Source organism: Deinococcus arcticus, from assembly GCF_003028415.1.
GTDB classification, from domain to species: domain Bacteria; phylum Deinococcota; class Deinococci; order Deinococcales; family Deinococcaceae; genus Deinococcus; species Deinococcus arcticus.
This window is the reverse complement of the sequence record NZ_PYSV01000026.1, coordinates 1-22,469: the sequence shown is the minus strand read 5'-3', so window position 1 is coordinate 22,469 and position 22,469 is coordinate 1. Positions and strand designations below refer to the sequence as shown.

The window sequence follows — 22,469 nt, the reverse complement described above, 5'->3', positions numbered from 1 at the left end:
CCACCCTCAGACGAAGCCATCAATCCGCAGCTCTTCTCCGCTTGCGAGAGGCGATGCAGCAGGTGGCTTGATTCTCAAGCCACCTGCTGAGCTACTCCGGCCTCACTCAGGTTAAGTTGCCAGAACCAGCCGATACGAGGCGTCCAGATCATCACGCCAAGACGCGCTGGTACAAGGCACCCACACAATACCACTGACAATCGGCTGGTGGGTCAGATACGGACGTGCCAGACCGACTATGGGCGGCAGAAGAGATTCGAGACGTGACCGCTGTCCATCGCTGTTTTCTTCGCGCTATGGCAGCAAAGGATACCCCTCGCAATTCCGCCGCTAACCTTGGCCGACAGACCCTGGTCGCGAGGGGCCTGCTGGGAAACGCCGTGGCGGAAGGCTTTTTCAGCGCCCTGAAAAGGGCGCTGCTGGAGAACGCTCTCTTCGAGAACCGGGAGGTTGCCCGCCAAGTGGTCTTTGAGCTCATCGAAGCTTTTTACAACCGGCAGCGCCGCCACCCCCCCCTGGGCTACTTGCCGCCTCATGAACTTGAACGCCAAGCTACAGCCGCTGAACTTGAGCGGCGCAACACTGGGACAGACCCACGTAGCGCAGACCAAGGCAAACGGATGTCGTGATCAGGAGATGCGGGGAAGGCTGGTGACCTCCACGGCACAGCGCACATTGAGTCACGTTCGGAGCTGACGGGCGCGGGGGTTCAGGCCGAGGGTGAGGACAGGTCGTTAAGACGGCGAATTGGTCTCAGATGGTCGTTCGTGGGCGCGCTGGAGTTTCAGACGGGTGGCACGGGCCAGCACTTTGAAGTCAATCAGGCCGGCCTCAATGTTCGCTACGGTCACTTCAGGCGGCTGAGGTGATGCCTCGGTGACCACCGGCACCGTGCCCAGGCGGTAGAACAACGTCTCCTGACAGAGCGCCTCGTACCGGGCATCCAGTTGAAGACCGGTCTCTGTGGGATGCAGTTCCCGCACCATCAGGTACTCCAGAAAGGCCGCTTCACGCTGCTCCAGGATGGGGAGGAGGGGCGACCCATACAGGCGGCTGTACGCCCGCCACGCCGCGGCCAGCGCCGTGGACGGCCAGTGGCCCACTTCCGGGTAAAGCGCGCGCAAGAGTTGGATGCTGGTTTTGGGCAGCACACTGCGGCCATACGGCGCTGGATCCAGACGCACCTCTGGACGAACGAGGTCATAGAGGCCCTTGGCAAAGCACACGACGCGGCCCTGCGCTTCCCAGGCGCGGAGCAGGCGGCGGGTTTGCTGGAGGGCATCTGGGCGGCGCACGCCGTAGACGGCGTCCGCCAGACGCTCGACCGTCATGGGCCAGGCTGCTTTCCGGGCCAGCTGCCAGTCCAGGTCGGAACCTGGCGTGCCCCGTCGCCTGGGCCGGGTGGGCTGGGCCTGAAGATGGGCCGCCGTCCAGCGGGGCAAAGACGCCCAGGTCGGATGCGGAGAGGGCCATGCATGGCCCTGCGGGTACGCCTTGGCGTCCATCAGGTGCAGGAAGGTGGTGGGATGACGCCTGGAGCCAGCTGTCGACATTGGCAGGTGGTGCTGCCTGAGCCACGCGAGGACCGCAGTCTCCTCATGGCCGTTCAGCCAGGCCAGATCGCAGGCGCGCACCCAGCAGTGCTCGGCCACCCGGGCGCCATAGAGAAATGCTGTGGCCTGCGGCAGGGAACAGCCCAGTTCCTCAGCGACGAACGCCGGACTGAGCGGCCCATAGACTTTGCGGAGTTGACGGAGGTGCTCTGCTCGGGGAAGAGCCAGGGCCGAACGACGGGGCATCAAGCGATCATCATACGCGGCGCGCACGCATGAATCGCGCACGCTGGCCAAGGGCCGCCCCTTTGGGTTCTGGTGGCTCACGCTTCTGATCCAGGCGCCTGAGTCCTCCTCGGCGGTCCAGTCCGAAAGGGGTCGCTGCAGACTGCTGGGCCGCGCGCCGTCACCCGGACCGCTGCGCCCCGGGTTCAGTCGCAAACACCCCCCGCGGGAGCTGGACATCGATGACGCGTCCGATAAAGATTCTCCGAAGTACAGGTGGCGTCCGCTGTCGACCCCCACCAGGGCATCTTGTGGCCCGGCACTTGTTCGAGCACCCTCAACGATGCAGGCCAGCGTGTCAGGACGCCGGTGAGTGCCCAGGCTCCCACCTCAGTCCATGGGCGCTTCCTGGTGCGGCCCCATCCGTGAACTCAAGCCGTCTCTTGTTCCTTGGCCCAGCGTGACGCACGATGCAGTATGACGCTCACGGATTGAGTGGCCTTCACTGGCACCGAGGCCGAAGGGCAGGGGTGGCCTGATGTTTAGGCCACCCCTGCGGCGACCGTTGATCACGTTTGGAACGCCTGTTTCTGGTTGTCTCTTCGCGTCGTAGCGGAAACGCCAGTGCAAGAGTGATGGTAAGGTTCTCGATCCGGGCATACAGGCAGAGCAATTCTTGCGTGCGTCCTCGCCGCTTGAATCCTTGGTCCCTCGGTGACGCTGAAGGCAAACATCGAGCACGGTTTCGTGCTCATCGACCGCCCGCCACAGCCAGTATCGGACGCCACCGACCATCGTGCACACTTCATCTGACAGCCAGTGGGAACCCTGGCGGAGGTCATCGGTGAAGAGCGGCCCGAACTTCAGGCACCACTCGCGGAGCGTCTCGTAACTGACCTCGACCCGCTCTGGTGCGGCAATTCCTGGACGTCCCGGTCGCTGAGTGGGAGGCGATGGTACAGCCAGACTGCATGCTGGATCATTGTCATGGGACTTCGGGGGCGGTACGGAGTGGCCGCAGTCACGGCGGGTCAGCCTGCCCTGAACCGGTTCAGGCCACACCACCCTTCGCGGGCGTCCCAGGCGCAGACGCGAACGCGGCCCAAGGCAACATGCCTGGGCCGCGCGCGGGCGGTGGGGTTACAGGTTGCCTTTGAGGGTGCTGGCGACCTTGAAGCTCACCTTCTTGCCCGCAGGAATCTGGATCTTCTCGGTGGTCCCGGGGCGCACACCGGTCCGTGCCGCGGTTTCCTTCACACTGAGCGTGCCCAGGCCGGGCAGGCCGACGCTCTGGCCACCCTTGATGGCGGTGACGATGACGTCGAGCATGGCGCCGACGGCTTCTTCACTCTGCTTCCTGGTCAGGCCGGTCTTGTCCGCGACCAGCTGCACGAGCTGGGTCCTGGCGACCTTGGTGCTCTCCGCGGCGGGGGCTTTGGGGGCGGGTGCGGGCGCAGCTTTCGCCGCCGTCTTCTTGGCCGGCGCTTTTGTGGTCTTTTTCGTCATGGCGCGAGTGTGACGCCCCAGGCCGCAACTTGCAAGAGGCGCGGGCAGCGTGTGGGATGTCCGTCGGGCGCACGCGGTTCACTCCTCCGCACGGGAGACGGGTGTTCAGGGCATGTCGGCAAAGTTTGAATACCACGAACGGTCAGTCGGATTCGGTGCTGTGGCACGAAGAAATCACGGACGAGCCATAGCGACGGCTTGATCCATTGTTGCTTCCTCAAGTTGGACATGGGCGGCCCTGGCTTGACCACTGTCCCATCATCAGCGGCATCATCTGGGTGCGGCGAACAGGGGCCTCATGGCGCGACGTTCCGGCAAAGGACCGAAAGGAAAACGGGCAGCTCTGGCCAGCAGGGACTGGCATGCTGGAACCATGAACAGGAACGGATGGACAGTATTTTATGGGGTGGCTTGCCTGGTGATGGGTCTGGGAATTGGCAGCCAGGTTTGGTGGTTGGCCGGCGTTTCAGCCGTGCTTGTGTTCTTGGGAATACACCAGATGCGCCGCGTTTACCTGAAGCCATGAGCTGGGGACCGGGACGGGTGCAGCGGGGCATGCGGGCAGCCTGGGAAAAGAGGACCATCGCTGCTGGCCGGTGCATCCTGCAGGGGGTTCTGCCATGCTGAAGCGATGCATTGGCAGCGAGGGACGTGGGGCGCAGTGATTGGTGCGGGCGGGGGCTTGATGGGTTTTGGACTGGGCGAAGAGCTGCCAGTCCTTGTGGTTGTGGGTCTTGCGGGCTTCGTGTTCGGTTTTCTCAAGCTCAGGGCCCACGATCGGGGATAGACCGGGGACCGGGACGGGTGCAGCGCTGCATCCTGGCCGCGCTGGCCGGGCGTCTGCTGCCCACCCCCGCGAGGACGTTTTGCGGCCCGCAATTATTTCAGCACGTTCACCGAGCCCCTCAACGCTGCACGCCAGAGCGCCAGGACGCCGGTGGGTGCCCGGTCCTCCACCCCGGTCCATGGACGCCTCCTGGTGCGGCCACATCCATGAACTCAGGCCGCCTCTTGTTCCTTGGCCCAGCGTGACGCACGATGCGGTATGACGCTCACGCCTGAGTTCCAGTTCCGACACCAGGCGCTGCTGGTCATGCTCGCCTGCCTGACCGGCACCAGCCTGCTCAGCCTGGCGTTGACCCCCTTCCTGCCGTTCAAACTATCCGACCTGGCCGCGCTGGCCCTCATCGCTGTGAAAAGTCTGGTGTTTTTGACGGTCCTGGGTCAGTGATCGGGAAGCGTGTGGTCCTGCCGCCCTCGGGTGCTGGCACGTGAACGCCGTGCGGCTCCTGAGCCGTGTGTGACCGCAAGCTGTAACGCCACACGTTATTGGATGTGTCCTGTGGCTGTACCACCGCTTTCTGCACTGTCAGCGGGACATGCAGGCACTCGTCCACGAGCGTGGCATTCAGAGTCAGCCATCAGCCCCTCAGACAAGGGAACATGACATTCGCGACGGTCCTCACGAATAAACGGCGTCAGCGGGAACCCCACCAGGGTTCCCGCTGCTCAAGTGACTTGTTGCGCAGCGCCGGCCCTGCTGAGGTTCAGTGGCCAGCACCTCGCTCGGTGACGATGTGCTGGAGCAATCAGAAGAACGCAATGGATGGGTTGGCATGAGGACTGCCCGCCTTGCCGTGCACAATGTTGCTCGCCTCGCATTGCGATCTGTAGTACATTGCGTCTGCTTCAGCGATGTGACGAATTACACATTCCCGTTTCCGACGGGTGAATGACCCTGGAACGTCCTGTGGCCGACGTCCTCAACCCCCACGCCTTCTCTCCGTCCTGATTTGAGGTTGACATGAACGTACGCACCACCGCTCTCAGCGTTCTTCTGATCACTGCTCTGGCTTCCTGCGGCACCCAGGTGCTCCCCCAAACGGACACCGCGCTGCCTGCCGAGGTTTTGGCACAGCCCGATACCTACCTGAATCAGCCGGTGAACGTCACGCCTGAGAAGATCGAGATGGTCAAGGCGATCTGGAGCATGACGCCGGAAGCCACCAAGGCGCTCGTCGCCACCCTTGAGGCCGCGCCTGAACACGCGCAACTTGGCCTGCTGCAACAGCGTTTGAACGAGGAAAAAGCCCTGGGCGCCCTGGGCAGTTACCCCGGCGGTCTCACTTGGGAAGAGTTCAAGTTGTGCAGCGCCCATCCGATCAAGTGCAACAAAACCAAAGGCTACGCCGATGACGCCTTGGCCGAAGCCGGCCGCCAATTCCGGGACGGAGCCTACCTGGGCCGGGCCGACGCCTTCCGTCACGCCTTCTGGAATGCCTTGATGGTGAGCGGTATCGATTACGGCTGGGCGGTCGACTTTGCCACAGCACACGAGTCCGAGGCCCCCAGCGGCAATGACAAGACCATGGACCTGCGCAACAACGCCACGGGCCGCCTGGCCAGCGGGGCAGGCGTGGCCCGCAGCACCCTCGTCTCCCGCATTCGCAGCAAAGTACTGACAGGCGCAACCTACTGCCTGCGCCGCGAAGTCAAGAGTGGCGCCCTGATCACCACCAACAGCACGCCCTGCGCCAACCGGTGACCTTGAACGTCCTCACCTCACGCTCCTTTTTCAATGCTGCGCTGGTGACGCTGGTGTGCACCGCCTGCACGGCCACGCCAGCGGTCGTGGTGAACGTGACGAACAGAGCGGCGTCGGACATCACCAATGTCCGGATGGAAGCAGGCGGTCAGGTGCTGCAGACAGCGGCCCTCCAGCCTGGTCAGACGCAGTCGTTTACGCTGAAGGTGCAGCGCGATTCCGATGTGGTGCTGACCTTCATGCGGGGCGGTCAACCGCACACCGTCAAAGCGAACACGTACCTCACGCACGGCATGCGGGGTCAGGTCGACCTCACCCTGACCCCCGCCTGGTCCGTGACCGCAGAGAGCAAGCTGCGAACCGGCTGGTTCTAACGGTTCTGGCACCTGCACGCGGTCAGGCTGTGCACGGTGGGTGGCCGGCTGCACAGTCCGGTCACCGGTTCTTCCTCAGGAAGGGCGCCATGAGCGCCGCATCCTGCTCAGCTGCGGAAGGACGCTGTCGCTCTCTGTGACAGCGGACGCACCATCCAGACCCATGCGCTGACCTGCCTAACTGACAGAAGCGCGCCCTTTCAGGCGCGCTTCGTTTCTTGGGCTGGTCGGCACGAGGCTGACCTTGCGTCAGCCATTCAGGCGTGCTCCCGAACCGCTGGGCGGCAGAGCCGCATCAGGCAAACCTCAGTCAGGCAGCAAGACAAGCTCCAGGTCGTTCAGGAAAGCCTGTGGACTGAGCTGGGCGGGATGGTCGTCCACCGTGAAGTGCGTCTTGCCACCCAAGGTGCCGATCAACAGGGTGACCATCTGTCCAGAGTGAAACCGCTCATCCTGGCTGGTCATCATCACCCCGTCACATAATCATTCTGTTCACCTCCACTGCGGCGCACGATGTTGCCGCGGCCTCTGATCTGTGCGCGAGCGCCCTCATGGTCAAGCAACCGGCTTCACGTCTTTGCGAGGCAGGTTGATCCATGTGTCCAGTTCTGGATGCACTGCCGCTTTGCCACGGGGGTTCTGGCAACTTAACCTGAGTGAGGCCGGAGTAGCTCAGCAGGTGGCTTGAGAATCAAGCCACCTGCTGCATCGCCTCTCGCAAGCGGAGAAGAGCTGCGGATTGATGGCTTCGTCTGAGGGTGGCGGGAACGGTGGTTCGCGTGTGTCGATGGAGGTTCGAGACTCGGGCGTGCAGGGCGAGGAATTCTTGTGTTCGTTTCCGGCGCTTGAAGCCCAGTTGGCCTCGTTCTTGCTGCCGGGTGGGTCGATGAGATTGCTCCACCAGATGGTTACAGCGGGCGGTGGAAACGACGTCGATAGGGCTTCCGGTCAGTCACAGCTCGGCAGCCTATCAGCGTTAAGTTGCCAGAACCGCGACCAGAAATAATCGAATGATTGACTTCTTTGCGGGTGGATTCGCCGAAGGGTTGCCCAAGTTGCTTGCGGGGCGAGCGGGGTTTCGAGGGCTGAGTTGGAGAAAAAATCTTGCTCCAGGGGCTATTTTTTATGAGGTCGCCATGCAGAAAGAGAATTATTTTTTCTAGATCCTGCACTCTGTTATGGCGGAAGATGCTAAATATTGGCAATTTGCCAGATATTGTGTAAAGTATCTATGTAAACTGATTGGCAAATGGAGGATCTTCACTGCGCTCCCGCTCATTCGGGGGTGCCTGGAGACCACATCACCCGTGACAGTGGGCGCTGAAGCTTCCTGTGGAGGAACAATGGCAACAAAATCAACCCGGCTCCAGGCCCTGATTCGTCACGCGATGGAGGAACACGCGGCGCGCGGTCATCAAGGCGACCTCCCAGAAGGAAAAGTCACCCTTCGCCTCCAGGCCACCGATGTGTTCTGGCTCTCCCAACTCGCTGAATTGATGGACGCCTCACGCACTCGCGCTGCCTCTCAACTTCTCTCCGCAGCCATCCGGGACGCCGCCCAGGCGGCCGGACTGGCGACCGAGGGCGAGGCGTTCCAAAGCGATTTCGAAGTGTTCCTGACCAAAGAATTCCCGCACGAGACCTCGCCGCCCTCTGACACCTGATTGGAGCTGCCATGCCACACCACACTGAACTGATCGCTGTCCTGGCCATTGGTCTGACCCTTGCCTTCTTCGGTGGCCTGATGGCCACCCGCCTCCGTCTCCCACCGCTGGTTGGCTACCTGCTTGCGGGTCTGGCGATCGGGCCGTTCACCCCAGGGTTTGTGGCTGATGCTGGCATTGCCGCACAACTCTCTGAGATCGGCGTCATGCTGCTGATGTTCGGCGTTGGTCTGCATTTCTCGATTGGTGATCTGTTGGCCGTTCGGCGCATCGCTGTGCCTGGCGCGCTGCTCCGCATTATCGCCATCACGCTGCTGAGTGTGGGTGTCTCCCAGCTCTGGGGCTGGACGGTCGGTCAAGGCGTCATTCTTGGCCTCGCGCTGTCGGTCGCCAGTACGGTGGTTCTCCTGCGCGCCCTGGAAGAGCGGGGCACGTTGGACACCAGCAACGGGAAGATTGCAGTGGGCTGGCTGGTGGTCGAAGACCTCGTGATGGTCCTGGCGCTGGTGATGCTGCCCGCGTTGGCCCCACTGCTGGGCAGCACCGAAAGTGGGCCACTGGACCTGGGGGCCTTGGGCGTTTCCCTGCTGCTGACCTTGGGCAAGATGACCCTGTTCGTGGCCGTGATGATGATCGTTGGCCGGCGCTTTATTCCCTGGATGCTTGCTCGAGTGGCGCGCCTGGGCTCACGAGAGCTGTTCACCCTGGCGGTCCTGGGAACCGCGTTGGGGATCGCGTACGCCGCTGGGGCCCTGTTCGACGTTTCGTTCGCACTCGGAGCATTCCTGGCTGGCGTGGTCGCGAGCGAGAGCAAGTTCAGCCAGCAGGTTGCTGAGGACGCGCTGCCCTTTCAAGACGCCTTCGCCGTGTTGTTCTTCGTGTCGGTCGGCATGCTGTTCAATCCAGCGATTCTGCTTCAAGCGCCCCTGCTGGTTCTGGCCACGGCGCTGATCATCATCGTCGCGAAGACGTTGGTGGCTTTCTTCACCATGCGGCTGCTCAAGGCGTCCTTCGCCACAGCCCTGACCGTGGCCATCTCGTTGGCGCAGATCGGGGAGTTCTCCTTTATCCTGGCGACCCTTGGCCGGGACCTGAACTTGCTCAGCGCACAGGGCCAGAACCTGATCCTGGCGGGCGCCATCGTGTCCATCATCCTGAACCCTTTCCTGTTCCGCTTGATTCCCGTGATTGAGGCCTGGCAGCACCAGCGGGCCCCTCAAGAGATTCCACAGGATCTTCCTCCGGTTGGCGTGGCGCAGCACGCCGTCCTGGTCGGCTACGGCCGAGTCGGTCGACTAATCGCACGCACACTCCAGGACGAGAAGATCTCCTTTGTGGTGATTGAAGAGGATGAACGCCGGGTGGAGGAACTCCGGGAGGCAAATCTCCCCGTGGTGTACGGTGACGCGGCCCGTACGGACGTGCTGTCACGCGCTGGGTTGCTCGACGCGAGTGTGGTCATCATCGCTACGCCGGACGGTCCGCAGTCCCAGTTGATCCTGGAAAAGGTTCGCCGGATCAACCCCACCGTGCATGTCACCGCCAGGACCCACGACGAGCATACTCAGAAGGCGCTGCAGGACCTGGGTGCCAGTGACGTGCTGTACGGCGAGTACGAGCTTGGTCTGGCCATGGGCCATCATGTTCTGGCTGCGCTACGCAGCTCATCCGGGTCAGTGATCAAACCAGCAACTTCCTGACGACCGTGCCAGTTCATTCCGTGGACCGGCATCAAAGAGGAGATCTGCATAACCGATCAAGCAACATCTGATTCATCAGTAGTGCTGATCATTCAACGTCAGTCGCGAGTGGCCGCAGCGGGGGGGGAAGAGGTTTCCCTTCTACCCATGCCTGTACTGTTGCAGTAAACAGATCTGGGGCTTCCAGATTCCACAGGTGCCCCACCTGAGGGACCTCCACCGCTTGTCCCTGAGGCATCAGACGGGCGATATGGCGCGCTGCGCGTTTGGCAGTCCATGTCTCCTTCGATCCGACCAGAGCGAGCACACGAACATTCGAGGAAATAGGCAGCTGCAGATTCATGAGTGCACGTGTCAGGCTGTGTTGTGTATGGATGTTCAACGCCTGCCGAAGGTCTTCACGAAATGCTGCGCGATCTGCGGTAGGGACACGGAATTGCCGTTCGCTGGCCTGTAACAGCCATTCCTTAGGAATGAGGTTTACGAGCGGTGCAGCTGCCAGCGTCAACTGCCCGGTCCTGCGGCTGAGGCCAGCGGCCGTTCCTGTGATGAATACGGACTGGACCAGTTTAGGGGCCACTCGGAGTACCTGAAGGGCGACCGCTCCCCCCAGTGAACTCCCGATCAGATGGACACGTTGCCCCGGGGATCGTTGAACCAAAACGTGCAGCACGCGTTCTACAGCGTCATGCAGTTCAAAAGGGCCAAGCGCGCGGCTGAGCCCGTGTTCCGGCAAGTCAGGTGCCAGGCAACGGTACCCATTCAAGGCCTTGAGTTGTGGGTGCCATTGATGCGCACTCAGTCCACCTCCATGGAGGAACATCAGCACGTCCGCTTCGAGTGGACCGACGTCAAGCAAGTGCAGGCTCGAACGCATACCTCACCCTACCCCACTTGTCTTGAGACTCTCTCAGTGGGCCCAGAAAGGAATTAGGTGTCTGGTCGCGCCGGCCGCCGCACCCTGATGTTGAGCGCGGCCCGGACGAATAGCAGCGCGGCCACCTGCAAGACCGTTGAGGCCCTGGCCCGGTTGCTGGGGACGCCAGCGCGGATCTGGTTATCTGGTCCCCGCGTGTGCCTGCGCGCCGCATAACAGGCAGCGTTCGCAAAAAATCCCGAATCTCCCGTGAAGGCTGGGATGCGCCATCCGAGCCAGGCAGAACTTGAACGGTTCAGCACCCGCTGAGGCCCCAGAGATCGGGTCACTCGGAGGGCGTGGCTCACCTCAAGCTGGCTGGGCGGGTTCCGTTGAATTTCCGGATCAACTGTCACCGATGAAATCCTTAGCGGGGTTTTCTGTTCCAACTCTCGTGCGACCCCTAATGGTGTCGCTGGCCCGGATGCTCGTCACGAGCGGCCAGGTGGCGCGCGCCACCCGGCTCTACCGCGCGGTGCTGCTCAACCTGCCGGCGGCTCCCAACCCCTTGCCGCGGCTGACCGCCTTGCAGGGCTGGCTTGACCTGCTCGTGGCTGTGGGAGAGGCCCACGACATCGGAGACGCGCTAGAAGAAGCCAGGGCTTTACTGGACACCACGTCCTCCCAACGCGCCAAAGGGCACCTGATGACCAGCATGGCCATGCTGCACGCCCGGCGGGGCGAGTGGCGGCAGTACGGCCAGGTGCTCACCGACCCTGCAAGGGATGACGGGCGCCCTGGAGGATGTGGAGATCGCCCGGTGGCTGGCGCCCAGACTCGCGGAATACCACGGGCGGCAGGGGCGCTTCGCGCAGGGGTATGCGGCGCTGTACCTATGGGTGACCCCGCCAGGGCAGCCACTGCCACCCGCCGTGCTGCTGGCCCGGGGCATTCTGGCTTGGCGGGAAGGCCAGCCGCTGCAGTCCGCGCGGGACCTGACCCAGGCAACGGAAGGGTTCACGGCGCAAGGCCAGCCGGTCTGGGCCGCGCGGGCGAAACTCCATCACGCGCACGCCCTGTACCTCAGCCGCTCCGCTGACTTTCCAGCCCAATTGCAGGCGGCCTCCGAAGATTTCGCCCGGTTGCAGATGCCGCCGGCGTTCACGGCGGACCTGGAGGATGTGGCCGAGAGCCTGCACGCTGGCGCACTCGATCCAGCGCTCCGCTCGGCGCTCACTGGCCTGCTCGGGAACGCCGCTGGCCTGCGGGGCGTGCCAGTGCAGGGCCTGGACGGGCCCCTGACGCGCCTGGACATCTCCACCCTGGGGACCGAGCAGGTCACCGTGGAAGGCGAGACTGTGCCACTGAGTCCAGGGGCCGTAGCCCTTCTGGCGTGCCTGGTGTTGCGGCCAGGCCAGACCCGGCAGGAAGTACAGCTGGCGTTATACCCGGACAAATTCCCCAATGCCGCAGCCAGTGCCATCAAGACCCATCTGGCGGAAGCGCGGCGGCACATCGGGGAGAACGTGATCATCACTGACGGGCCGTACCACGCACGGCGCTACCAGATGGGCGCGGGCTATGCCGTGCGCCTGGACCTCCTGGAATGGCGCGCGGCCCTGATCGCGCAGAATCTCCCCCGAGCGCTGAGCCTTTATCAGGGCCCCTTTCTGCCTGGCCTGGACGGCAGCGAATGGGCTGAAGGGCTCAGGTTGGAAACTCGTGCGGAGCTGGCTTTGCTGGCACAACAGGTGGCGCAGGCCTGGCTGGAGGCGGGGGAGCCCCTGCGGGCGATCGCCACGTGCGAACAGTGTCTGTTGGTCGAACCAAATGTGGTGGAGCTGCACGAGGTGCGGCTCCAAGCCGCCCGGCGCCTGGGTGATCCCCGCCGCATCCGGCAGTACGAGGCCGAATGGCAGGCGCTCATGTAGGGGTGGCCACGGGGGATGCAGAGCCTCGGACAGTGCTCCATATGCGCGAAAAATGACGTGAAATGCAAGGTAGATACTGTATTGACATCAAAGCGCGCGATTGGCCAACTCTAGGTCCTTGATTGCAATAGGGGCGAACCCGCAGGGCTCTGCATGGCTTGCGGCCTATAGACGGAGATTCTATGTACCGTATGACTGGGGCACCCGCCGCGCTCGCGCCGCTGAATGGAAGCAGTGCTCCCTCAGTCCAGTCGCTGCACTCTGGGCCCGCATCTGATGTGCCGGGGCCACGCGGACGCGACGGATCTCGACGCTGCTCACCTGCGGGTTCGCAGCCTTTATCCGGGCCTGGATCACTGGCCAAGTCTTGGCCGCTCGCCAACCCTGGAACGGCAGAAACACACATACCGCGCGGTGCGCGTGTTCGGACGGAGGCTCGTTCATCTTGAGGAGCGCTTGCTGCACCTGTTACGGGCCCTACAGGCCCTCATACCAAGTTTTGACCGGACGCCCTGTCACATATAACGAGGTCTGTCAAGCGGGATCTGGAATGAAAAAGGATGCCTGACCTTATATCATCGGCAACTTATCATTTCTCTTCTTTGACATCTAAAACGCGTACGGTTTACCACGGCCTAATCTTGATGTCAACAAGACATCCCGTACAGAATCCCTGCTCGATCAGTACACTCTCTAAGGCTTAAGGAGACGTCCTTGGTCAAACACTTTTTTTTGGAGGCCATCATGAACTACGACAGCATTCTTCTGAACAAGATCAGCGCCCTCTTCCCCTCCTCGACCGTCCTTCTCTTCGAAGAAGAGGAAGTCGTCGAAGAAACCGCAGAGGCAACTGCCGAAGCCACGACCGAGCAGGCTGAGTAATTGATAATGATGCGCGACTGAAACTTCTGTTGCGCATCATTACAACAGGCCTAATAGAATAGTTCACTATTCTATTAGGCCATTTTGTTATCCAAAATAGAGAATGGGGCATAGCATGAATGCATTTGAGACCTACCTCGTCAATCTAACGAAAACAACCCCCGCACCCTTATTTGTGCGTCTCAGCGAGTACAATTTCTTGCGTCAGAACTTTGACGATCCAGGCTACCGGTTCAGTCAAGTGTTTGAGCCACAGGTGCTGCAGGAACTGGCCATGCTCAACCCCCTAGATATTGATCAACTTGAACAATTGAACTATGGGGTGCATGACCATTACCAATCCGTGCCCTGGATGCTGCGTCACCTGCAGCATGTCACCAACCCACAGAAGATCAATCTGGCCAACTTTTTGATCTCTGTGTGTCGATATGCACTGGCCAGGAGGGTGTTCGCGACAATCGAGACCCGACAGTTGCCCGCGCGGTTTCTGCGGGATTACCACCTGCTGGGCTTTTTGCTGACCAACCGCACGGGTCAGCAGTCGCAATCCAGTGAAGACCATCTGAGCGCCATCTTGTCCATGGTCAAGGCTGGGCAGCTTCAGCCTGCCGAAGTTGCGCACATTGCTGCTCAGGCCATCGTCTGGAACGTCAAGGACGGCTCGGTCTCGACCAGCACTGCAGACACCTTCATATCGTTGGCCGCCCAGGTCATGGAGCGAACCCGCGATCTCAACGTCAAAGCAGACTGGTACCGGGCCTACGCGATGGTCCCGGCGTACCGCACTGGAGACAGCAAAGCGACCACTCACATGATGGACCTCGCCGAGGCAGCGGCCCGCGAAGCTCACGAGCGTGATCCTGCAACAGTCAACTCACTGAAAACCGTATACGAGTCGCGCGTGAAAGAGTATTTGCATGTCAGCCGTGACTACGCCCTCGCTGAACAGTACGGCGCACGTCTGATTCAATTGGATCCAGTGTGGTCGCTGTCATACGGGGAGATGGCTGAAGTCTTTGAAGCGCAAGGCAATTTCCAGGCCGCCTTAACCTATCTGGAGAAAGCTGTCGAACTGGGCGCGCCCTACACGCAATACCACCGGTACAACAAAGGCAGGATGCTGGTCAAGCTCGAACGATATGAGGAAGCGCTCCGCGACATGCGGACCATTTCGCAGGCTGACCCGACGTGCCTGTCCGCTGTTGCCGTTGGCCTAAAGCTTTCGAACCATTTGCAAGACCAAGACCACCGGGCGCACTTCCAACAGGCGTGGACGCAACTGGAAATGGACAATCACCTGACTACACACCACCACAACTTTATGGCTTCGGAGGCGCTCGCATGAACAAAGTCACACATATGGATCACGTTCAAATGATGGTCGGTAATCTCGAAGACGCGGTCGCCTTCTACCAGAAGCACTTTGACTTTCAAATCAGACAGATGGGCAACAGGATGGGCGACCGCTGGACCATCTTGAAAGCCGGTGATTCGCCAGTATGTCTCGCGCTGGTCGAGGACACCGAAGGCGTCAAAGAAAAAGTGTCCGGCGCTCGGCTTTTCCACTATGGGCTTGTGGTGGATGATTTCGAAGGAACATACTGGAATCTTCACCAAGAAGGGGTCAGGCTGGATCCGCCCAATGGTTACATTGAGTATGAAGGCTCAAGGTCATTCTATTTCTTCGATCTGAATGGCCATAAGGTCGAAGTGTCCGAACACGTGTGCGGCGGACTTTAAACCACTGAGTTCTTCATGACGCAAACTTCCAACACACCCGACGTGTTCTCCCGTAGAAAATACTACCGGTTCTCCGCTAATCTGCTTGCCAGTGATCTCTCCGTTTTTTCGTTCGGCCTGATTGATTTCTTCTTCCTGTTGCAGGTATCAACCCTGGCTGCCGGGATGGTGGGCTACGCGGATACCGTGGTGAATGTCACGGCCAGTCTTCTCACCGGCCACCTGGTGTTGTACATCAACCGCCTGGGCCACGGCACCATCGAGCGCGGCACGTTTTTCACGACAGCCGTTTACACGGCCCTGATGTGCACGCTAGGCGTTGCTGTCTATCTACTCGCACTCCGGCCACTTTTTTCAACGTTTCTCAATGCCCAGCAATACGACGTTCTGACAAACAATCTGGACATCACGATCTTTGGCTTGTTTCTGATCCTGATTACCCGTCAATTTGACATGCTGGTGCGTATCCGCATTAGCAGCAGTGTGGCCCTGCCCTTGTTGATCGGTTGCTTGGGCTTGAATTCGCTGCTCAACTATGTTGGTCTGAAGCATGTAGCCGTGACCAGTCCGGAAGCCACGGTCGCCCTGGCCACGCTGATCAGCCGGGCGGTCTATCTGGCCCTCCTGGCGGGGGTCTGCGTGAAGCATTGGGACAAGGTGCAAGACGCGTTTGGGGTGCATCTCCTGCGGCCCTTGATGAAGATTTACACCACGGGGGCGTGGAACATTGGTATCCGCAACGCGCTGGACTGGGGGTCGTCCGTCGTGGCTGGTTCCCTGATGGCGGCGTTGGGGGGGCCAGCCATCATCGCGTATCAGGTGTACGTCAAACTCATGACGTTGACCTACCGCGTGCCCCAGGCGCTGGTTTCCGCCAGTCATGTGTTCTACACCCGCGAAGTGGACGATGATGCGGAGCAGATTGACCGGTCACTTGCCCTGCGACTCTTCAAATTGTTGTCCCTGCCTTCAATTGCGGTTGCGGCGACCCTCTTCTTTTTTGCGCCGTTCATCCTGGGCTTAATGGGCATTCCCAAAGGGCATGAATCGCATGGGCTTGCCGTCTTCTTCGTCAGGATTGAAGTGTGCCTGATCTTGTTTTATCTCATTGAACAGTTTGTCAGCGTTATTATGGTGTCGACTTACAATACAGCTTTGATCCGAAATGCTTCTATCGTGGTGTCTATCACCGGCGCGATCATGATGGCGGTTGCGGGCCTAATATACAAATCGCCGGTCGGAATTGTGATTGCCGAAAACCTGGCGCTGGTGATGGCGGGCACGATCTACTTCTTCGCGTTCCGGAAGATGACCGCCTCAGCGGTGCTCAACCTGGACCCGGCCGGCACTAAGGCCATCTGACGTGAGATATAAGAACGAGCACCTGACGCCCGGTGTGGTGGCCGACGTGGATATGGAAGCTGGCCCCATCCTCACCAGGGTCTGCGCCGTCACGTCTGGGCCACACCGCAGTCCCGTTCCCGTATGGAGTCCTGTCGTGGCCCGAGACCAGGAGCGGTGGATTTTTGACTATGCCGGGCAGGTGAGCCGGTCTGATGAGCAGCTGAGCAGCGTGGAGCGGCGCAACCAGTTAAAAGGTTCGGTGTACGCCCCGGCGCAGCTCTTGGGTGCAGATCTGCTGGTGGGCACCACCAATGGATACCTCTACCGGCTGGACCACACCGGCCAGACGAAAGCTTTCGTGCGCCTGGCCACCCCTGTGTACGCCACACCCGTGGTGCATCGAGATTTCCTCTATGTATCCGCCTACGATAACCGGCTCTACAGGGTGGACCCCGCCACCTTGCAGGTGGTGACAGAACGCCGAACCTGCACGCAGGTGGGGGGCCGAGGCGCGAAGTACGACCGGGCCAATCCATACGCCAACTTGCTGGTGGCCGACGACCATGACCTGATTTTGCTGTGCTCGTACAACCGCGTGAGTGCGCTTGACCTAGCCTTGGAGGAACGCGCAGCCTTTGACCTGCCGCACGACATTGTGGCCACGCCGGTGTATGACCATCAACATCAGTGTGTGTGGATCGCTGACACAGGCGGGCATGTGGTGGCCCTGGACATCGTCACGTTCAAGCCGCGTGCACGCTACCGGGTGTTTGGCAGCACCACGGCGTCACTGGCCATCTCGGCAACAGGCATTGTGGTGACCACAGAATTGGGCAGGATCTACGCATTTGCGCGCGATGGCAGTGGCCGGCAGTGGGACTGTGCGGTCAATGTGCGCTTCGGGTACACCGCGCCGCTGCTGATCAACCACTGTTTCATGGTCACCCATCAAGCCGGAAAGATTCTGTGCCTTGACGCCTTTACCGGTGAATTCCTGTGGGAAACAGAGCAGGAGTCAGAAGTGAAGTCCCTTCCAACAGCGATTCACGGCTCTCCAGTCATGACATCTGGAGGTCATCTGTTGGTGACCTCAAATGACGGAGCGGTCTTCGGATTCACATTTCAAGCGAGGTCAGAATGAACGGTTCACAGTTTCTCAAAGCCTACGAAAACGAATTCAACGTCAAGGTGCGCACGCCCGCACAAGACAATGCGGAGCAGATCATCAACTCCATCCTGTACAATCTGTTTCGCAAGAATCCTGACGGAATGGCGAAAACGCGCACCTTCACAGAGATTCAACGTCGGTTGTCGGAACAACGTGTCCTCGAGCCAACGCACATCACCGATGATCAGCTCTTAAAACAAATCGGGGCATTTGCAGAGCAGGTCACTCAGCATCTGGTGGCGCACCTTGAGGACTACCAGACCTACGAAGCCTATTCGCCCCCTGTCGAGCTCCTGGCCGAATGCAACGTTGATATTGGCTGGCTGGAGCGAGCCGTGGGACAAGTGTGCCAGCGACCCGTGGCGTTCAGTGGCGACTACTCCCTGCTGCGCTATGAAGGGGAGGGCAAAGGCCGTTACCCGCACGTGGACCGAGACGTGTATCACATCAACTTGCTGTTCCTGATCTCACGTGAACACCGTGAGGGCCACACGCCGCATGACTTTTACTACTACGACGATGCGGGTGAGCGGCATGAAGAGCGCTTGACGCCAGGGCACGCCATTCTCTTTGATGGCGCCAACACAGTTCACGGCCGGTGGTTGTCGGATTACTCTGCCCGGACGTTGGCGCTCAGCTTCGGGTTTCGTCCCATATGACCTTTGATCAAGCAGCGATTCTGTCCACCTTTCGCACCGCTGCCCAGGCACTCAAAGGCCCCGACCCAACCGACCATGCCCTGCAGATTGTTCGTGGAAATCGCGCCCGGACCCTTCTGCTCATTCTGCACCACTGCGGGTATGCACCGCTGGCACCTTCACAGGTTGAGGAGATTGACGAGTTTGCCGCCCTGGCAGAGCAGCGCGCGAGGGCTCTTGGGCCTATAGCCACGGAAGACCACACCAACACCTTGGCCCGGGTCATCTGTGATGAATTCATCGATGATGAAAACGGCAAACAAGACACCCTGCGCCGCATTTACTCAGAAGTGGACCAGTACAGTCAGGCATACCGGCGATTCATGGCGACCCCAATTGCGTATGAGGGTCAAACCTACAAGTATCAGGCGCTGGCAGCGTTGCTGAAGGATACGTCCTCCCCAGCCACACGCGCCGCCATCTGCCAGCGCCAACAGGCAGCAGTCGAGGCCTCTGGTCTTCCCGAGCACGCGCAGGCCATTCTCACCCTGCGCCGACAACTCGCCGCTGCCGCCCATCACATGCACTTCTTTGGCTATCAAAATCCTGAGGTGCCGGTTGCGTTCGTGGAGCAGCTTGCACGCCTTAGCCTGGACACCGCAGATCATCAGCTCGGCGGCCTCTTGGAGAAGCATGGGCAAACGGCGCCGCCCACGCCCGGCGCCCTGCCTCAGGTGATCCAGGCTATTTCCATCCCGCCGGCGCATCTCCGCGCCCTCCATCTGCCCGTCCATCACGTCCTGGCACGCCTCGCACATCACCTTGAAGGGCACGGCATCACCATCACCCTCCCAGCGCCGGGGCAGCCTGGCGCGCCACAAGAGATCCATGTGGCCCTCAACCATACGCCCATTGGCCGGATCATCCTTGATTGCGCTGGCCCAGCCACCGCGCGGTATAAGAACGCCACTTTCGCGGTGCATGGGACGGACACGGAGCCGCCCTGCTCGTTTGTGGTGGTGAATACGGGCAATACCAGTGGTGAACGCTTCCAGCGCCTGGAGCGCGTCATGAGTTTCTGCCACGAATTTGGACATGCCCTCCAGAACCTGCTGCTGTTTCAGCAAGAAGGGCTCAGCGTCGAGGCTTTGAATGAATCCGAGCGGGAATACACCAGTCAATATCTGGAGAAACTGGCGCTCACGCCCCACTTCTATGAGGGCCTCGCGGACGCACGAGCAGTGGAGCAGCACCTGCACAACCTGAAGGTCAGCCTCCTCTTCAAGCTGGCTCGCCGAGGTCACGCGGCCCTGCTTGACCTATACAACCACGTTCTGCATGACGCCGAGCGCAGCAGTGAAGCGACAAGGCAATTCACTGCTTCCTTCCGGACGGCAGGCTTCATCGACCACCGACTAGCCAACCTGCAGCTCAACCACAGCTTCGCCACGAGTTACGCGGCCCGGTACTTTACCTACCTGTGGTCTGACCTGCTGGCCTGCGAGGCCTGGTACGATCAACGGCCCCTGACCCACGTGATCCGGTCACACGCCACATCTGCGGATGACCTCATCAAGAGACAAAGCACGCTGAGCGCCACATACGCGGTGCATCCACCCCGCCACCTGGACATGCTGCATGCCTGACCCACCGAGCGTCGTGCTGGCCAGCTTGCAGACCTCAGGAAACACCACGGCGCTCTATCAGACGGCAGGGTTTCAGCAGCGCTTCAACCTCACGCCCGACGTGCCGCCCATCCTGCTCAGGTCGAGCGTGATCCACCCATACCGGTACGACCAACAATACCCGTCAGACGATCAGTTTCTGGATTTACTCTGCCAAGTCCTGACGCGGAATGAAATTCTGTTCCTGACCCCCGTGTACTTTGGGAACCACTCATCCCTGCTGCAGCTGTTTCTGGAACGCTGCTGTGACCTTGATGAAGCACCGCAGGCGCACCTGCGCGCTGTCCTGGCCACCAAATCCATTGCCCTGGTCACGCACGCCCATACAGGGCTCAGCGGGGAGCGCGCGCTTCGCAAACCCACTGAAGCGTTCTGCGCTTACTTTGGCATTCAACACTTGTCATGGACGCATTACGTCCTCAACCGACAAGGATGGACGGTCGACCACGATGAACGATGTGTTTAAAGTTGACGACGTGCAGGTGCTGTTCAAGACATGGTGCAGTGTCGGATACCTTGAGGAAATCGGCGCGCATTGCACCGGCACGATGCATGCCCATCAGCAAACGGATCAGTTCTTCTTTGTTGCTGAGGGCCATGTGGCCGTCACCATCAACGGCACATGCACCAGCCTCTGTTCAGGTCAAGGCATCCTCATTCCTGCGGGTGCGCCTCACAAACTGGACAACCTCGCCGACACCCCTTCCACCCTGCTGTGTGTCAACACCAAAGCCGCCCGGATCTCTACGACAGGTACGGATGAAAAGCAGCCTCCCGGCTCCGTGACTGCAAGGACGTCTTGAATGCCCAGCCCCTTGCCCGCAACAAGCCCACCCATCTCCGCACACCAACGCCCTGTTCGGCTTGGCATTATCGGCGTGAGCCCATGGGTGCAGTTCATGTACCTCTGGACGCTGAAAAAGGAGCCCGAGGCCGTCATTGTTGCGCTCTGCGCCACCACCCCATCAAAGGCTGAGCCACTGGCACGAAAAATAGGCGCCACCCACATCTTTACGGATTACCGAACCATGTATGAGAGTGGCCTGATTGATGCCGTCATCATCGCCGCCCCTGACGATTGTCATTACCAGATGGCTCTGGATGCGATTGAACGCGGCCTGCACGTGCTGTGTGAGAAACCCCTGGCACTCACGGCCTTGCAAGCGCAGACCCTGCATGAACATGCGGTTCGCCACAACATTGTTCACATGGTGATGTTCACCTACAGGTGGCTTGAACCGTACAGGTACATCTACGACGTCGTTCAATCTGGCGTGCTCGGAGACATCAAGCAATTTGACATGACCTATCAAGTGGCCGACCAGCTGGCGCGCGAGTACGACTGGTATCTGGACGCGCACAGGTCATTGGGCGCTGTGGGTGGTCTTGCACTCCACATGATTGATCTGGCGCTGTGGATCGTTGGCAGGATTCAGGAGGTGAGTGCCCATCTCACCAACCATATGGCCTGGGATGAACTGGGCGCGCACCTGCCACACCCCGCACCAGATTCAGGGGTGGCGTGGATGACCTTCGTGGACGGCGGCATCGGAACCCTCCGGTTCTCGAACGTCGCCCATCTTGGCGCTTGGGAAGTGCGGCAAATACTGCGTTTGGAAGGCACACTCGGCCACCTGGTGTGTGACCTGCGCCTGGGCGATCGAGACCATGCGACAGTGGACACCGTCGTGCAAGGCGAGGGCGCTCCTCGCCACACGACCATTGATTTCACGGCCAGTGAGCACCTACAACACGGCAACATCATGTCCATTTTCGCTCAGCCTCTGACCGGTGCCCGGGCGTTCGTCGCTCAAATTCAAGGTCACACAGTCTGCATGCCAGACTTCTGGGATGGGGTGCAGGCCCAGCTGGTCGTTGACGCCATTCAAGAAGCCCACCGGTCTCGCGCACAGACCGCCATTGTGCCGGTGTCACGTCCTGAGAGAGAAGAGAAATAAATCACGCGTGCCTGTCAACCTACCGGGCCTCGGGTTCAGGGCAGGTCTCTGTCCTGATTTGAGCAGCCGACTGTCTCCTGTATCGAACCTCTCCAGCCAGGCCTTCACCAAACCACTGGCCATTTTACCGGCCTGCTCCTGAGTGACAAAGCTTAGGGTTTCTGCCTTGCAGAGCACCCCAAAACCGCGCTGAGGCAGGGGCCCAGCCCATCGTGGGGCTGCGCTATATCCGGTGGGGACACACCCTCAGGTGACCCTTCCGCACAGGTGCCCACCCCCTCGGATCGATATGCCTACCTAACTCTCGGCCACGGAATCGCTGAACTTGATGCACGAGATGCGGACAGACGTCCAGGTGACGCATCTCCCACGTTCCAGCAGTTCTTCGATGTTTCTGGTGCGGAGGGTAAATCTGTGGTGCGGCCAGAGGGGATCCCCGTTCCAGAAAGGGCAAACCAGTCGCTGAGGAGCTTCTGCCCTTCAGCTCCGTGTTACCCTACCTCAACACTTTCCCACAACTCGTATGACGGCGACACGTCCCTGCCGTCCACCAGCACGCAGCTCTCGTTCAATGGTTCTGGCAACTTAACGCTGATAGGCTGCCGAGCTGTGACTGACCGGAAGCCCTATCGACATCGATTCCCGCTGAGTGTCATTGGGTATGCCCTGCGGCTCTACCACCGCTTCCCCCTCAGCCAGC

Annotated in this window: 22 protein-coding genes and 4 pseudogenes; 20 read left to right on the top strand and 6 right to left on the bottom strand. The window is 60.5% G+C overall.

Features of this window, described 5'->3' with window-relative positions:
• Positions 1-357: 357 nt before the first annotated feature.
• Positions 358-563: pseudogene (locus C8263_RS17410) on the top strand (integrase core domain-containing protein); the annotation flags it as partial.
• Between the two features lie 171 nt (positions 564-734).
• Here the strand turns inward: C8263_RS17410 and C8263_RS17405 are convergent.
• From C8263_RS17405 to C8263_RS17390, 3 genes and pseudogenes are all read right to left on the bottom strand, one after another.
• Positions 735-1,331, bottom strand: a complete 597-nt coding sequence (locus C8263_RS17405) for a hypothetical protein (RefSeq protein ID WP_107139400.1) — start codon at positions 1,329-1,331, stop codon at positions 735-737.
• 1,149 nt (positions 1,332-2,480) lie between these two features.
• Positions 2,481-2,767: pseudogene (locus C8263_RS19735) on the bottom strand (transposase domain-containing protein); the annotation flags it as partial.
• 151 nt (positions 2,768-2,918) lie between these two features.
• The gene (locus C8263_RS17390; protein WP_107139397.1) at positions 2,919-3,284 is read right to left on the bottom strand and encodes an HU family DNA-binding protein; all 366 of its coding nucleotides are present in this window, start codon (positions 3,282-3,284) and stop codon (positions 2,919-2,921) included.
• A gap of 206 nt (positions 3,285-3,490) precedes the next feature.
• Here C8263_RS17390 and C8263_RS19910 point away from each other — a divergent pair, with 206 nt between their 5' ends.
• From C8263_RS19910 to C8263_RS17370, 4 genes are all read left to right on the top strand, one after another.
• Positions 3,491-3,661, top strand: a complete 171-nt coding sequence (locus C8263_RS19910) for a transposase (RefSeq protein WP_107139396.1) — start codon at positions 3,491-3,493, stop codon at positions 3,659-3,661.
• Between the two features lie 668 nt (positions 3,662-4,329).
• A complete protein-coding gene (locus C8263_RS17380) occupies positions 4,330-4,515 on the top strand; it encodes a hypothetical protein (protein WP_107139395.1) in 186 nt (61 codons plus the stop codon).
• A gap of 573 nt (positions 4,516-5,088) precedes the next feature.
• Positions 5,089-5,829, top strand: a complete 741-nt coding sequence (locus tag C8263_RS17375) for a DUF6973 domain-containing protein (RefSeq protein WP_146160757.1) — start codon at positions 5,089-5,091, stop codon at positions 5,827-5,829.
• Positions 5,830-5,873: 44 nt separating this feature from the next.
• Complete coding sequence (locus C8263_RS17370) at positions 5,874-6,203, top strand: hypothetical protein (RefSeq protein ID WP_146160756.1); 330 nt, start codon at positions 5,874-5,876, stop codon at positions 6,201-6,203.
• Between the two features lie 306 nt (positions 6,204-6,509).
• Here C8263_RS17370 and C8263_RS19860 read toward each other — a convergent pair whose 3' ends face one another.
• On the bottom strand, positions 6,510-6,632 hold the full coding sequence (locus C8263_RS19860) for a hypothetical protein (RefSeq protein ID WP_269845152.1): 123 nt from the start codon (positions 6,630-6,632) through the stop codon (positions 6,510-6,512).
• 262 nt (positions 6,633-6,894) lie between these two features.
• Positions 6,895-7,137 (bottom strand): annotated as a pseudogene (locus C8263_RS17365) (IS6 family transposase); the annotation flags it as partial.
• 76 nt (positions 7,138-7,213) lie between these two features.
• On the opposite strand from C8263_RS17365, the gene C8263_RS19405 reads away from it, so the two are divergent.
• The 3 genes from C8263_RS19405 (at position 7,214) to C8263_RS17355 (ending at position 9,567) form a co-directional block, all read left to right on the top strand.
• Positions 7,214-7,366, top strand: a complete 153-nt coding sequence (locus tag C8263_RS19405; RefSeq protein WP_158263851.1) for a hypothetical protein — start codon at positions 7,214-7,216, stop codon at positions 7,364-7,366.
• A 180-nt stretch (positions 7,367-7,546) separates the two neighbouring features.
• On the top strand, positions 7,547-7,867 hold the full coding sequence (locus C8263_RS17360) for a hypothetical protein (RefSeq protein ID WP_229784211.1): 321 nt from the start codon (positions 7,547-7,549) through the stop codon (positions 7,865-7,867).
• Between the two features lie 11 nt (positions 7,868-7,878).
• Positions 7,879-9,567, top strand: a complete 1,689-nt coding sequence (locus C8263_RS17355; RefSeq protein WP_107139392.1) for a cation:proton antiporter domain-containing protein — start codon at positions 7,879-7,881, stop codon at positions 9,565-9,567.
• Positions 9,568-9,655: 88 nt separating this feature from the next.
• Here the strand turns inward: C8263_RS17355 and C8263_RS17350 are convergent, their stop codons facing one another.
• Positions 9,656-10,444 carry an alpha/beta fold hydrolase gene (locus C8263_RS17350; RefSeq protein WP_107139391.1) on the bottom strand — a complete coding sequence of 263 codons (789 nt, stop codon included), beginning with the start codon at positions 10,442-10,444 and terminating at the stop codon, positions 9,656-9,658.
• 764 nt (positions 10,445-11,208) lie between these two features.
• Between C8263_RS17350 and C8263_RS17345 the strand changes: the two genes are divergently transcribed.
• From C8263_RS17345 to C8263_RS17295, 12 genes and pseudogenes are all read left to right on the top strand, one after another.
• On the top strand, positions 11,209-12,354 hold the full coding sequence (locus tag C8263_RS17345) for an AfsR/SARP family transcriptional regulator (RefSeq protein WP_107139390.1): 1,146 nt from the start codon (positions 11,209-11,211) through the stop codon (positions 12,352-12,354).
• Positions 12,355-13,098: 744 nt separating this feature from the next.
• Positions 13,099-13,236 carry a hypothetical protein gene (locus C8263_RS19400; RefSeq protein ID WP_158263850.1) on the top strand — a complete coding sequence of 46 codons (138 nt, stop codon included), beginning with the start codon at positions 13,099-13,101 and terminating at the stop codon, positions 13,234-13,236.
• Positions 13,237-13,351: 115 nt separating this feature from the next.
• Positions 13,352-14,581: a tetratricopeptide repeat protein gene (locus tag C8263_RS17340; RefSeq protein WP_158263849.1), complete on the top strand. Its 1,230-nt coding sequence runs from the start codon at positions 13,352-13,354 to the stop codon at positions 14,579-14,581.
• Positions 14,578-14,976, top strand: a complete 399-nt coding sequence (locus C8263_RS17335; RefSeq protein ID WP_107139388.1) for a VOC family protein — start codon at positions 14,578-14,580, stop codon at positions 14,974-14,976. Before C8263_RS17340 ends, C8263_RS17335 begins: the two co-directional genes overlap by 4 nt.
• A gap of 15 nt (positions 14,977-14,991) precedes the next feature.
• Positions 14,992-16,338, top strand: coding sequence for a hypothetical protein (locus C8263_RS17330; protein ID WP_146160755.1), 1,347 nt, complete (start codon positions 14,992-14,994; stop codon positions 16,336-16,338).
• 136 nt (positions 16,339-16,474) lie between these two features.
• Entirely contained in the window at positions 16,475-17,461 is a 987-nt protein-coding gene (locus C8263_RS17325) for an outer membrane protein assembly factor BamB family protein (RefSeq protein ID WP_158263848.1), read from the top strand.
• A complete protein-coding gene (locus tag C8263_RS17320) occupies positions 17,458-18,147 on the top strand; it encodes a hypothetical protein (protein WP_107139385.1) in 690 nt (229 codons plus the stop codon). Before C8263_RS17325 ends, C8263_RS17320 begins: the two co-directional genes overlap by 4 nt.
• Entirely contained in the window at positions 18,144-19,772 is a 1,629-nt protein-coding gene (locus C8263_RS17315) for a M3 family metallopeptidase (RefSeq protein ID WP_107139384.1), read from the top strand. The genes C8263_RS17320 and C8263_RS17315 overlap by 4 nt, the downstream gene beginning before the upstream one ends.
• Positions 19,765-20,277, top strand: coding sequence for an NAD(P)H-dependent oxidoreductase (locus tag C8263_RS17310; RefSeq protein WP_107139383.1), 513 nt, complete (start codon positions 19,765-19,767; stop codon positions 20,275-20,277). Before C8263_RS17315 ends, C8263_RS17310 begins: the two co-directional genes overlap by 8 nt.
• On the top strand, positions 20,261-20,614 hold the full coding sequence (locus tag C8263_RS19395; RefSeq protein WP_158263847.1) for a cupin domain-containing protein: 354 nt from the start codon (positions 20,261-20,263) through the stop codon (positions 20,612-20,614). Before C8263_RS17310 ends, C8263_RS19395 begins: the two co-directional genes overlap by 17 nt.
• Positions 20,615-21,769, top strand: coding sequence for a Gfo/Idh/MocA family protein (locus tag C8263_RS17300; protein ID WP_107139382.1), 1,155 nt, complete (start codon positions 20,615-20,617; stop codon positions 21,767-21,769).
• Between the two features lie 609 nt (positions 21,770-22,378).
• Positions 22,379-22,469 (top strand): annotated as a pseudogene (locus tag C8263_RS17295) (IS6 family transposase); the annotation flags it as partial.